Here is a 13,145-nt window from a genome sequence, read left to right on the forward strand (position 1 = left end):
GCTCCAGTTCCCTTCCTGTTGGCTACAGGAGACTAGCGTCGCATCTGGGTTCGCCCATTTGCGACGCTTTTTCATTCCAAAGGTGCCGTCATGACCCATCGCCCTGAAACCCCATTTCTTGATACTGTCGCGGGTCCTGCCGACATACGACGGTTGAACGATACAGCCCTTGCCAATCTGGCCGATGATGTGCGGGCAGAGGTAATCTCGGCCGTCTCGCAAACTGGCGGGCATCTGGGCTCGTCCTTGGGCGTGGTTGAACTGACCGTGGCAATTCACGCGGTTTTTGACACGCCGCGCGACAAACTAATCTTTGACGTGGGCCACCAATGCTATCCGCATAAGGTCCTCACCGGACGCCGGGACCGCATCCGCACCTTGCGGCAAGAGGGCGGGTTGTCTGGCTTCACCAAACGCGCTGAGAGTGACTATGATCCTTTCGGTGCCGCCCATTCCAGCACATCAATCTCAGCCGCATTGGGCTTCACCGTGGGCCGAGACATGGGCATGCCCACGGGCGATGCGATTGCGGTGATCGGGGATGGGTCGATCAGTGCGGGCATGGCCTATGAGGCGCTCAACAATGCCGGGGCAGAGGGGCGTCGTCTATTCGTCATTCTGAACGACAATGAGATGTCGATTGCGCCGCCAACCGGTGCGATGTCGAAATACCTCTCAAGCCTCTATGCGTCGCCCATGGGCGAGTTACACAAGATGGCCGAGGGGTTCGAGGCAGCGTTGCCCGGTCCCTTACGCGACCACGCACGCCGCGCCCGCAGTCTGGTGACGGGCATGCAATCGGGCGGCTCGGGGACGCTCTTTGAAGAGCTGGGCTTTTCCTATGTCGGCCCCATCGACGGGCATGACATGTCACAGCTTCTGCCGGTTCTGCGCGCCGCACGGACACGGGCGACAGGCCCCGTTCTGATCCATGTCTGCACGACCAAGGGCAAAGGCTATGCGCCCGCTGAGGGCGCCGCCGATTGCGGGCATGGCGTGACGAAATTTGACGTGGCCACCGGCGCGCAGTCGAAATCCAAACCAAATGCGCCAAGCTACACGAAGGTCTTCGGCAATGCCCTGACGACCGAGGCGCAGCACGACCCAAGTATCGTCGCCGTGACCGCCGCGATGCCATCCGGCACTGGTGTCGACATTATGGGCGCGCGGTTTGAGAATCGCGTCTTTGATGTGGGCATCGCGGAGCAGCACGCAGTGACCTTCTCCGCAGGCATGGCCGCGAGCGGGCTGAAACCGTTTTGCGCGATCTATTCAACCTTCCTGCAGCGCGGCTACGATCAGGTGGTCCACGACGTGGCCCTGCAGAACCTGCCCGTGCGTTTCGCGATTGACCGGGCCGGGCTGGTGGGGGCGGATGGCCCGACCCATGCCGGGGCTTTTGATATCGGCTACCTCTCTGCCTTACCAAACATGGTGGTGATGGCCGCCGCCGACGAGGCTGAACTGATGCATATGGTCCGCACTGCTGCGGCTTATGACAAGGGCCCCATCGCCTTCCGCTATCCACGGGGTGAGGGCGTCGGCATCGACCTGCCCGAACGCGGCGAAATCCTCCCCATCGGCAAGGGCCGCATCGTCCAAGAGGGGTCGGATATCGCCTTATTGTCCTTCGGCGCGCATCTCGAAGAGTGCCGCAAAGCGGCCGATGAGATGTCCGCGCAAGGTATCACCGCAACCATCGCCGATGCCCGTTTTGCCAAACCGCTCGACCGCGACCTGATCCGGCAGCTTCTGCGCCACCACAAGGCGTTGGTGACGGTCGAACAGGGCGCTCGCGGGGGGTTCGGCGCCATGGTGTTGCATGATCTCGCGAATGACGGCCTGCTCGACGGGCGCTGCCAGCTCCGCACGATGACGCTGCCGGACCGTTACATCGATCAGGCCAACCCTGCGGCGATGTATGCCGATGCCGGGCTGACAGCGGTGGACATCGCAGCCACCGCGATGCAGGCCGCAGGCGTGAAACTGAAACGTTCACCGGTCGGTGTGGCGTAGGATGGGTGCTTGCACCCATTGAGACTGCTCATAACAGGGCCTGAAAGAGCCGCACTTTCAGCCCGCCATGCGGGATGGGCGGACCTTTGGTCAGCGTGAGGCCCGTCGCCTGCGCCAGCCCCGTATCGCTGGTCACGATACCGACACGCCAGCCGCCAAACCGCGCGTTCAGCGCCTCCCCAAGTCCAGCATAGACGCCGTAGAGCATCTTTTGGTTCCCGATCCGTCCACCATAAGGCGGGTTGCAGATCACAAGGCCGGGCGGCCCGTCGGGGCGCTGGATATCGGCGGCGTTGAGGTTGGTGAATGTGGTCAGATCACCGACACCCGCCCTTGCGGCATTCTCCGCTGCCATGCGCACGGCGCCGGCATCCCGGTCAGAGCCGTGCAAATGCATATTGGGCGCGTGGGTTTCACCCACCCAACGCCAACTAGGGTCGAACGTTGCCAGATGCATGAAGGCAAAATCGCGGGACCGGCCTGGCAGCAAACCTGCAGCGATCTCTGCCGCCTCAATCACAAAGGTCCCCGACCCGCACATAGGGTCGAGCACCGGCTCGCTGCCGTCATAACCGCATTCCCGCAGAAAGAGACTCGCCAGTGTTTCACGCATCGGGGCCTTGCCGACCGCCTCTTTATGGCCGCGCTTATGCAGGCTCTCGCCGGAGGTATCGACGCTGATGGTGACGCGATTGTCGTCAATCCGTGCTTTGATGGTCACGGGTGCATTGTTGCTGACCTCGTAGCCTGCCACGCGCAGAGCGCCCTCAATCCGTTGGGTCGCGGCCCCGGCATGATAAATCTTGGACTTGCGCGAGGTCGCGACCTCAACCCGCACGGGGACGTCCGCGCACAACACCTCGGCCCAAGGAAATTTACGCGCCCGTTTATCGAGTTGCGCTAGATGAAATGCCATAAAGGACCCGATCCGCACCAGCACCCTTGTCGCGCCACGGATCACAAGGTTCGCATGCCACACATCGGGCCAGCCCCCTGTGAGGGTCACGCCGCCCGCTGTGACCGTGGCACCGGCAAACCCGTTTGCAACAGCCTCGGCCCGCAGGACATGCTCAAGCCCCGGCGTGCCCACAAGGAAAATCTCAAGACGGTCTGTCATCGCCCGTCCATAAGCGGGATCAACGGGCGGACGCAACCGGCCTAGAAATTCGACGCGATCCCGAAGCTGAGCGATGCCTTGCTGGAATCGATGAAAGACACGTCCGAGTCTGTTCGGCTTGCGAACAAAGACATGCTAGGCGAAAAGCCGAAGTAAGAGACCTCCTCGAACACCGCTGTCACTCCAGCGCTTGCAAACCGATCCCGGCGACCGTCAAGCGTGCTCGAAAATTCGTCGAACGAGCGATATCCGATTTCGGCAAAGGTCGACCAGCGGGTCTGGAAGATCTGCCGACCAAGGGCGTAATCCGATCGCAGTCGATATTCGACAAATGTGCTTTCTTCGCTCGCATCATTGTATTTGCTGGCCAGAGTGAGCGTCGTGACATCCCGGTTGTCAAAACGCCACTGATAAGAGCCACTGAGGTTGTAGATCGTGCTATCAATCAATCCGGGCGCTTGGGCGCGTTGTTGCCGCACGGAGCTTTCAAGGGCAAAAGAACGACCGCCTTCGAACGGTACGATCTGGCCCAAGATCAGGTCGTGGTAGTCCACCAAGAGGTCGCCACCTCTCCAGTATCTACCATAATTGTAAGCGATCCGCGTTGGCCCGAGCGGGCTGAAGTCGGCTTGCTGCTGTTCCAGCGAAAACTGAGCCAGAAAGGCCGCAAAGTCACTTGGCCGCAAGTCACGGACAATTTCGCTTTCAGATTCGGAAAGCAGCGTTTCGGTTTCATCCGAAAAAACGACACCTTGTCCGAAAATCAAACCGCCGATGGTTGTCGTTTGGCGAGGTGTTTTGCTGAGCTCGTATTGGATTCTGGCACTGCCGTTGTATTCAAGACCGGAGAGGGCAAGTTGGTCCTCGCGCAGATCAAGCTCGATGAAGCAGGTGCCATCTAGGTTCTCAAAACATAGCCGCGCAGCGTCGGATCCGTCATTGATATTGTCCGATGGCGCGATGGAGGCGGTGTATTGCGTGGTAATCGGGTTGGCCTCACGGGCGCGCTGGAAGCCACGCACGATGGCTTCGGCATCATCCTCGGTCGCTATATGGTTGGCCGCACGGCGGAACCAGAATTCCGAGCGGGCGTACTGTTTGGCCCTGAAATGCGCGGTTGCTGCAAGGCGCGCGGTTTGCAGCCGGGTTTCTTCACTGGATGCCACACGATAGGCCCGGCCCGCACTTGCGGCAGCCTCGCGCGGTAGATCCAAGTCCGATTGGGCAAGCGCCAAAAGGAAGAGCGCTGCGAAACTGTCAGGATTGTCCTCCAAAAGCTGGTTCGCCAGAATAACTGTCCGCGCTGGGTTACCCCCGACCAAAGCGGCCTCAGCCTCTGCCTGTGTTGCGGCGGATGTTGCCTGCGCGGTTACTGGCCCTGAAAACCCGATCAGCATCGCAGCGCAACAAAAGACCCAAAAACGAAACTGTTCCAGCACGCTGATCTTACCTTCCTGAATTGATAGACCGGCTTAGCGTGAAATCTGCCTGACGCAAGTGCGACGATGATTTGCAAACAAATCCGCAACCGCGCGCGGATGGATCGGCGGATAATCGCCTCACCCGTAGCTCATTTTACTTTCTATTTTCCAAAGGCTCTTAAGCCTTTAGCACTCATGTTCGGGGGTAAGGGAGAACCGTATGAAGAAGATCCTTTCTATTGCTGCGCTTATTGGCCTGTCTGCCTGCCTCGGTGGCGGGGACTCCTCATCTGATTCAAGCGTTGATCTGACACCGGATACCCCGGACGTGTCGATGAATATGGATTTTGGGACTCAACTGAACGGTATGCGCATGGCCGGTACTGAGGTGGACTATGACGCCACTGCAGGACGGGCGGCCCAGATTCACGCAAACGACATGTTCGAAAAGGATTACCTGAGCATTTTTTTGCAAGGGACCACGGCGCCGATGGGTGGCGAAAAGGACATTGGGGATACCCTTAATGAACTTGGGCTGACTTGGCAGGATATCGGCCAATTCATTGCGCAGGGCGACTTCACGACGACCACCGTTCTGGATGAATGGGCAACCAACGGGAGTCAGGGGGACGGAAGCGATGCAGAAGACCTGACATTCGAGGACTTTGAACTGTTTGGTCTCGCCAAAGCTGGTTCAGGATCGGATCAACGTTGGGTGCTTGTGCTGGTAAATCCTGACTAAAACGCATGCAGGCTGCATCGGCGATTGCTTGCGTGAGCCAATGCGGTCGCTGGCATGTTCTTGCTGGATTGCACCCTGCCAAAGCATTGGTCTTGTTGACTGAATTTTTCCTGACGTAATGGTGGGGGCCTGATCAAGGAGTAGTTTCATGCGTACCATCGCCATCGCATTTTGCGCCTTTGCTATCGCTGCCTGCAGTAGTGGCGGCGGGGGCGGTTCACCGGTTGATGTGTCGTCCTCCGGTACCGGCCCTTCAACACCATCTTTACCGGATACACCTTCGGTCGATGGGTCTTTTCAAAGTATGCTGAACGGCGTGCGTGCGTCGAATGGGGCAGCGCCGCTTACATATGACGCTCGGTTGGGCCGAGCAGCGCAAGCGCATGCCAATGACATGCTTTCGATGGGCCGCCTGACGCATACCGGCAGTGATGGGTCAAATGCAGGTCAGCGCATCCGCCGCGAAGGCTATGATTGGATCACCTGGGGTGAAAACGTCGCCCGCGGCCAACGCAATGAAGAGGCCGTTCTGAATGCCTGGGTCAACTCACCCGGACATCAGGCCAACAATGTGAACCCGAACTTTGAGGATTTCGCTTTGGCTAAAGCTGGGTCGGGCTCAAACCAATACTGGGCCTTGGTCTTCGCAACAGAACGGTAGTAGTTCAGCGGCAAATTCGGCCGGACCTTACGTCTCAGACGATCTGCTGGTGCGCGCTGTTTCAGGTTTCGGCTGCGGTTTCGCCATCCCTTCTAGAGCGCGCAACGGCTTCTTGACAGCCTCGCCCAAGCCCGGGCGCGTTGGTGCGACCATCTGCTTGCTGACTTCAACGATCAGCACGCCGCCTGCAGCAACCATGGGGATGTTGTGCCCCACCTTTTCAAAGAATCCTGCTGATTTGCGCCAGAGCCTGCGTGACGATGGCGGCTGATAAAGCGCAGACATGGTTCGTTCCGTCACGAATTGATGTCGCCGCAACTGCGCATCCAACTGGCTCAGCGAATAGGGCCGCCCATAGCCAAAGGGTGTTGCATCAGACCGCGACCAAAGCCCGGCCCGGTTGGGCACGATAAAGACCGCGCGGCCACCCGGCCCTAAAACACGCCATGCCTCATCAAGAAGGGCAGAGGGATGCTCTGTCGTTTCCAGCCCGTGCATCAAGACCAGCCGGTCCACATGGCCCGTCTCGATCGGCCAGAGCGTATCTTCGCACAATACGCTGACATTTTGTCCATCGGGCGGCCAGGGCATCACACCCTGTGGCCCCGGCATCAGGCCGACAACCCGCCGTGCATCCTTCAGGAATGGCCGCAAAAGGGGGACAGAAAACCCAAAGCCGACAACCATCTGCCCCTTGCAATCGGGCCAGAGCCTCACCAACTCATCCCGGATCACCTTTTGCGCGGCCCGGCCCAATGCGCTGCGGTAGTAGAAGTTTCGCAGATCAAGCACATCAAGATGCATTGCGGTTTTAGGTCCCTTGGGCAAAGCTGTGCCGCGACCATATCAACAGAAAAGGCCAAAATGCCATGGCAAACGCCCCATCCGCCGAACTCGTCGTGGTGCCCTGTCTTGCCGACAACTACGCCTTTTTGGTCCATAATGACGCGACGGGCGAGACCGCCCTTATCGACGCCCCGGAAGAAGGCCCGATCAGAGAGGCATTGCGCAAACGTGGCTGGACGCTAAGCGACATCCTGATCACGCATCATCACCATGACCATATCGGTGCGGTCGACGCACTGCGCCCCGGAGCGCGCGTGATTGGGGCCAAGGCTGATGCACACCGCCTGCCGCCGCTGGATTTGCAGGTGGCCGAGGGCGATACGATCACGGTCAGTGGGCAGACAACTCATGTCATCGATGTCTCGGGCCACACGATTGGCCATGTCGCCTTTCACATGCCCGACGCTGGCTATGCGTTTACGGCCGACAGCCTGATGGCGCTGGGCTGTGGCCGCTTGTTTGAAGGGAACGCCGCGCAAATGTGGCAAAGCCTGAAAAAACTGCGCGCGCTGCCCGAAGACACGCAGATTTGTTCCGGCCATGAATACACCGCGGCAAATGCACGCTTTGCGCTGTCGGTTGACGCGGACAATCCAAAGCTTATCTCACGTATTGAAGGCATCACTCAGGCCCGCGCGGATGGCCAACCGACAATCCCCTCCACCTTGCGTGAAGAGATGCTGACAAACCCATTTCTGCGTGCGGATGACCCTGCATTTAAGGGTGTTTTGGGTATGGCGGATGCATCGGACGAAGATGTCTTTGCCCATGTTCGCGCCGCGAAAGACAAATTTTGACCACGATGTCGTGTCAACGTGTTCAAAAGCAGATGAAATGCAAGGCATCACGCGATTTGTGATGCGCAAACGGAAAAAAGTCCTTGAAGGTTTGTGTAGAAAACCAAACCTTAAGGATAAGAGGCCACGGTTGGCGTGTGCAGATCACAGGCTGACCCCCGATATGAAGGAGCACAAGACGTGCCATCATTTTCGACAACACTCGAGCAGTCCATTCATGGGGCCCTGGCGCTTGCGAACGAACGTCGTCATGAGCTGGCGACACTGGAACACCTGCTTCTTGCGCTGATTGATGAACCAGACGCGGCCCGCGTGATGCGCGCCTGCTCGGTCAATCTCGATGAATTGCGTAAGGATCTGGAAGAGTTCATTGACGATGATCTGTCGACATTGATTACAGATGTCGAAGGGTCCGAGGCTGTGCCGACTGCCGCTTTCCAGCGCGTTATTCAGCGTGCGGCGATCCATGTACAATCCTCCGGTCGCAATGAAGTCACCGGTGCCAATGTGCTGGTTGCGATCTTTGCAGAACGCGAAAGCAACGCGGCCTATTTCCTGCAAGAACAGGATATGACCCGTTATGACGCCGTCAATTTCATCGCCCATGGCGTGGCAAAAGACCCAGCGTTCGGGGAATCGCGCCCCGTGACTGGCACGCCCGAAGACTCTGAGACGGTGAATGTCGGCAGTGAGAGCGATGAAAAAGAGAGCGCGCTTGCAAAATACTGCGTCGATCTGAACGCAAAAGCTACCAAGGGCGATGTTGACCCACTGATAGGTCGCGCGCACGAAGTGGAACGCTGCATTCAGGTTCTGTGTCGCCGCCGCAAGAACAATCCGCTCTTGGTCGGTGATCCCGGCGTGGGCAAGACGGCGATTGCCGAAGGTCTTGCGTTCAAGATCGTGAATGGCGAAACGCCCGAAGTGCTGTCTTCAGCGACCATCTACAGTCTCGATATGGGTGCTTTGCTGGCCGGAACCCGCTACCGCGGCGACTTTGAGGAACGCCTGAAGGCTGTGATGACCGAGATGGAAAATCACAAGGATGCCGTCCTTTTCATCGATGAGATTCACACTGTCATTGGTGCAGGTGCGACATCGGGCGGTGCGATGGATGCATCCAACCTGCTGAAACCGGCCTTGCAGGGCGGCAAGCTGCGCTGCATGGGGTCAACCACTTACAAAGAGTTCCGCCAGCATTTCGAGAAAGACCGGGCGTTGTCGCGCCGGTTCCAGAAAATCGATGTGACCGAGCCTTCGGTGCCGGATGCAATCAAGATCCTGCAAGGGTTGAAGCCATATTTTGAAGAGCATCACAGCATCAAATACACGGCTGATGCGATCAAGACGGCTGTGGAACTGTCTGCGCGCTATATCAATGACCGCAAGCTACCAGACAAAGCCATTGACGTGATCGATGAGGCAGGCGCGGCTCAGCATCTGGTGACCGAAAGCAAGCGCCGAAAGACGATTGGTGCCAAAGAGATTGAGAATGTCGTGGCCAAGATCGCCCGCATTCCGCCCAAGAATGTCAGCAAGGATGACGCCGAAGTTCTGAAGGATCTCGAAAAGACGCTCAAGCGGGTTGTCTTTGGCCAGGATAACGCGATTGAAGCGCTGTCATCGGCCATCAAACTGGCCCGCGCGGGCCTGCGTGAGCCCGAAAAGCCTATCGGCAACTACCTCTTCGCCGGGCCAACCGGTGTTGGTAAGACCGAAGTGGCCAAACAACTCGCCAGCACATTGGGTGTTGAGCTGCTGCGCTTCGACATGTCGGAATACATGGAGAAGCACGCGGTCAGCCGTCTGATTGGCGCGCCTCCGGGCTATGTCGGCTTCGATCAGGGCGGCATGCTGACCGATGGCGTTGATCAGAACCCGCATTGCGTGTTGCTGCTTGATGAGATGGAAAAGGCGCATCCGGATGTCTACAACATCCTGCTGCAGGTCATGGATCACGGGAAACTGACCGACCATAATGGGCGGACAACCGATTTCCGCAATGTGATCATCATCATGACGTCTAATGCGGGTGCCGCAGAGATGTCCAAGAACGCGCTGGGCTTTGGCCGCGAAAGCCGCGAGGGCGAGGATACCGCCGCCATTGAACGGACCTTCACACCGGAGTTCCGCAATCGTCTGGACGCGGTCATCTCGTTCGGCTCTCTGCCGAAAGAGGTGATCATGCAGGTGGTCGAGAAATTCGTGCTGCAGCTTGAGGCACAGCTGATTGACCGCAATGTGCATATCGAACTGACGCCTGCCGCCGCCGAATGGCTTGCCGATAAGGGCTATGATGAAAAGATGGGTGCGCGTCCGCTGGGCCGTGTCATTCAGGAAAACATCAAAAAGCCGCTGGCGGAAGAGTTGCTCTTTGGCAAGCTGGTGAAAGGTGGCATCGTGAAGGTTGGCGTGAAGAAAGGTGCGCTCGACCTAAAATATGTCGAACCTGAGCAGGGCAAGATCACGGATCGTGGTGACAAGCCACCACTACTGACGGCGGACTAAGCGACCTTCGAATTGAAGAAAGCGGCGCGTAACTAGCGCCGCTTTTTGGTGATGTGGCTGGCCATGCAATTGATGTTGTGCACCTTGTTGGCCCAGCGGTGTCAAAATCCTTGAAAGGATTTTGCCCAGATTTTTCTAAAAAATCTGCTCCCCCCTCGAAGAGACGGGAAATCTGCGTCAGCGTTCGGTCAGTTTGAGTTCAATACGCCGATTCTGTGCGCGTGCTTCAGGTGTATTGGCGGGGTTGAGCGGTTGGTATTCACCGAAACCATTCGCCGCAAGGCGTTCAGGCGCGATACCCAGCTCCTCAGACATGAACCGTACGACCGACAGTGCGCGGGCCTGACTCAGTTCCCAGTTATCCTGATAGCGTCCGCCTGCGCCGACCGGAATATTGTCGGTATGACCGTCAACGCGGATCACCCAGTCGATGCCGGGTGGAATATCGTCGGCGATGCTGCGCAGGATATCTGCGATATTGGAAATCTCGGCTTGGCCGGCAGGCGACAATTGCGCGCGGCCCGGTTGGAACAGCACTTCGGATGCGAAAATGAACCGGTCCCCTTCGATGCGCACCCGGTCTTGCCCTTCGAGCACATCACGCAATTGTCCGAAGAAATCGGATTTAAAGCGCGACAGATTCTCGGCCTCAGCCGCGAGACGCTCCGCCTCCTCTTCCAGCCGCGCCGCCTCGGCCTCCAGCCGGAGGCGTTCAGCCTCTTCCAACGCACGGCGTTGACGTTCCTCTGATGCGACCCGCGCTAGCGCGGTGTTCAATTGCGCGCCCAAGGTTTCAATTTGCACCTGTGCTTCACGATCTGACTCCTCGGCGAGGTTCAGTAGGGATTGCAAATTGCCGACCTGACCGCGCAATTCTGTGATCTGAGCGTTCAGCAACGCAACCTGCCGCTGGCTTTCGGCTGAAACAGCTTCTTGCGCGGCGAGTTGTTCATTTGCCAGCGCCAATAGTACGGCCTGCTCCTCGGCAGCGCTGGCATTGGCGGTTTGCGTCGCCAAAGCCGCCCGCGCTTCTGCCAATTGCCGCAAGAGGTCGTCATTTTCGGCATCCTGCGTTCCTTGCAGCGCTTCGAGTTCGGCTTGCGCTGCCCGCGCCGCTGCAAGTAGCGTCAGTGTCTCTTCTGCCTCTTGCCTCTGTTCTTCCAGGTTCAGCGTCATGGCGGTCAATTCCGTATCGGCATTAGCCAGACGTTCGCGCAAAGCCTCTGCGGCGGCCGCATCGGCGAGCTGCCCTGCCTCCAATTCGGTGATCCTTGCGGTATTTGCGTCGTTCTCGGTCTCCAGATCGGCAATCAATGCCTCAAGCGCCTCTCGCCGTGCGGCGGCGAGGCGGGCGGCTTCAGTACCTTCGTCGATTTCGGTACGCGCCTGCGCTAAAGCGAGGTTCAGCGCCTCTTGCTCAGACAACAGGCGTTCCTGTTCAGCCTCCAGCCCGGCGATGTTGGCCAGCGCGTCGCTCCGCTCGGCCAGCAACCCAGCCACCTGGGCCTCGAATTCCGTGATCTGGCTGCGAGCCTCAGCGAGTGCCTGACCTTGCGCATCACGTTCGGCGATCAATGCAGCGATGCGCCCGGATTGCTGCTGGGCCAGCGCGTTGGCCGCGTCCAGATCCGAGTCAAGAGCGGCAGAGCGCGCCCGCTCCAACCCCAAAGTGCTGGTCAGTGCCGCCACTTCATTCGTCAGAAGGTCCAGCTCGCTTTCTTGCCCCGTAATCGTTTCGCGCAGGACGAACTGGATCACCATAAAGATCGTCAGCACGAACATCAGGACCAGCAGAAGCCCCGTCATCGCATCCACGAAACCTGGCCAGATCGCGTTCTGGAACCTGTTCGATGACCTGCGGCTTAGTGCCATGGCTTAGCCCCGTTCACGAATGGCGCTGGCAAGCGTGGCGATATCGCCGCGCAGATCGCCAATGGTCTCTTGCCTCCCAGCGGAGAGTTCTTCGAGAATGCGCAAAAGCTGCACGTCAATCGAGCGCAGGCGCATGCGGCTTTCCGCATCGATCCCGTCCATCCCGCTATCGTCGAGTTTCTTGATCAACGCCTCCTGGCCCTCGGCCACGCGCGTCAGCAGATCATGACTGCCTTGCGTCACATTGGCCTGCGCGAGCCGTTCGACCGCCGCGGCCAGCGTGGCAAAGCGCTTGTCCGTATCCTCGCGGTCCGCGTCGTTCTGGCCCATCATCATCTGGATCGTGTCCATCAACTCACCCAGTTGATCGACAAAAGCGCCCATCACACCGCTATCGGCACCGGCCCCTTCATCTCCGTCAATGCCGACGCGGGTGATCGTTGACAGCCATTCCTCGAGCTCGCGATAGAACCGGTTTTGGCCGTGGCCTGCAAAAAGCTCCAGCAAGCCGACGATCAGCGACCCGGCCAGGCCCAGAAGCGAGCTTGAAAAGGCGGTGCCCATCCCATCAAGCTGGCTTTCAAGCCCCGATTGCAGGCGCGCGAAGATGTCGGCGCCATCTTCGCCATCGCCGGGATTGAGTGACCGGATCGTTTCGACCAGTGCGGGTACCGTGGTCGCGAGGCCGTAAAACGTACCCAAAAGACCTAGGAAAATCAAAACGTTACCGATATATCGGGTGATCTCGCGGTCTTCGTCGATCCGCTGTCCAACGGTATCAAGGATCGACCTCGCCGAGGTGGACGAAATCTGAGTCCGCGCACCGCGCGACCGTAAGAGTGTCGCAAGTGCCGCGAGCAAGGACGGTGCGGCGACGTAGCTGTGCCCACCCGCCTCATTGGCGAAACGTTCGATCCAGCGGACCGATTTGATCAGCAGAAACACCTGATTGATGCACGACAGGACCCCCAGCACGAACACGGCCAGAATGACGCCGTTCAGGTAGGGGTTGGAGTTGTAGATCGCGATGATCTGGGCCTGCCCCAGATAGAGCCCCGCCCCCACCAGCCCAAGCACTGTCAGCATGAACAGGATTTGGCGGATCGGTTGTGAGAACTGCGGTTGTGCCTTACGTACCCGTTTTTCCGACAAGGGAGGGCATCCT

Annotated in this window: 10 protein-coding genes; 5 read left to right on the forward strand and 5 right to left on the reverse strand. The window is 58.7% G+C overall.

Annotated elements, in window-relative coordinates; genetic code table 11:
* Nucleotides 1-90: 90 nt before the first annotated feature.
* Nucleotides 91-2,016 (forward strand): 1-deoxy-D-xylulose-5-phosphate synthase, encoded by a 1,926-nt coding sequence (gene dxs, locus SLH49_RS18005; protein ID WP_320270543.1) that lies wholly within the window; start codon nucleotides 91-93, stop codon nucleotides 2,014-2,016.
* A gap of 28 nt (nucleotides 2,017-2,044) precedes the next feature.
* Here the strand turns inward: dxs and SLH49_RS18010 are convergent, their stop codons facing one another.
* Both SLH49_RS18010 and SLH49_RS18015 read right to left on the reverse strand, forming a co-directional pair.
* Complete coding sequence (locus SLH49_RS18010) at nucleotides 2,045-3,133, reverse strand: class I SAM-dependent RNA methyltransferase (RefSeq protein WP_320270544.1); 1,089 nt, start codon at nucleotides 3,131-3,133, stop codon at nucleotides 2,045-2,047.
* 41 nt (nucleotides 3,134-3,174) lie between these two features.
* A complete protein-coding gene (locus SLH49_RS18015) occupies nucleotides 3,175-4,572 on the reverse strand; it encodes a hypothetical protein (RefSeq protein WP_320270545.1) in 1,398 nt (465 codons plus the stop codon).
* 202 nt (nucleotides 4,573-4,774) lie between these two features.
* Between SLH49_RS18015 and SLH49_RS18020 the strand changes: the two genes are divergently transcribed.
* Both SLH49_RS18020 and SLH49_RS18025 read left to right on the forward strand, forming a co-directional pair.
* The gene (locus SLH49_RS18020) at nucleotides 4,775-5,296 is read left to right on the forward strand and encodes a hypothetical protein (protein WP_320270546.1); all 522 of its coding nucleotides are present in this window, start codon (nucleotides 4,775-4,777) and stop codon (nucleotides 5,294-5,296) included.
* A gap of 148 nt (nucleotides 5,297-5,444) precedes the next feature.
* Entirely contained in the window at nucleotides 5,445-5,957 is a 513-nt protein-coding gene (locus tag SLH49_RS18025; protein ID WP_320270547.1) for a CAP domain-containing protein, read from the forward strand.
* Nucleotides 5,958-5,984: 27 nt separating this feature from the next.
* Here the strand turns inward: SLH49_RS18025 and SLH49_RS18030 are convergent, their stop codons facing one another.
* Nucleotides 5,985-6,761, reverse strand: coding sequence for a class I SAM-dependent methyltransferase (locus SLH49_RS18030; RefSeq protein ID WP_320270548.1), 777 nt, complete (start codon nucleotides 6,759-6,761; stop codon nucleotides 5,985-5,987).
* A gap of 65 nt (nucleotides 6,762-6,826) precedes the next feature.
* On the opposite strand from SLH49_RS18030, the gene gloB reads away from it, so the two are divergent.
* Both gloB and clpA read left to right on the forward strand, forming a co-directional pair.
* On the forward strand, nucleotides 6,827-7,600 hold the full coding sequence (gene gloB, locus SLH49_RS18035) for a hydroxyacylglutathione hydrolase (RefSeq protein WP_320270549.1): 774 nt from the start codon (nucleotides 6,827-6,829) through the stop codon (nucleotides 7,598-7,600).
* A 180-nt stretch (nucleotides 7,601-7,780) separates the two neighbouring features.
* Nucleotides 7,781-10,108, forward strand: a complete 2,328-nt coding sequence (gene clpA / locus SLH49_RS18040; protein ID WP_320270550.1) for an ATP-dependent Clp protease ATP-binding subunit ClpA — start codon at nucleotides 7,781-7,783, stop codon at nucleotides 10,106-10,108.
* Nucleotides 10,109-10,285: 177 nt separating this feature from the next.
* Here clpA and SLH49_RS18045 read toward each other — a convergent pair whose 3' ends face one another.
* Both SLH49_RS18045 and SLH49_RS18050 read right to left on the reverse strand, forming a co-directional pair.
* A complete protein-coding gene (locus SLH49_RS18045; RefSeq protein ID WP_320270551.1) occupies nucleotides 10,286-11,980 on the reverse strand; it encodes a peptidoglycan -binding protein in 1,695 nt (564 codons plus the stop codon).
* Nucleotides 11,981-11,983: 3 nt separating this feature from the next.
* Entirely contained in the window at nucleotides 11,984-13,066 is a 1,083-nt protein-coding gene (locus SLH49_RS18050) for a biopolymer transporter ExbB (RefSeq protein ID WP_320270641.1), read from the reverse strand.
* Between the last annotated feature and the right edge of the window lie 79 nt (nucleotides 13,067-13,145).

This window comes from Cognatiyoonia sp. IB215446 (assembly GCF_033963825.1).
GTDB lineage: Bacteria > Pseudomonadota > Alphaproteobacteria > Rhodobacterales > Rhodobacteraceae > Yoonia.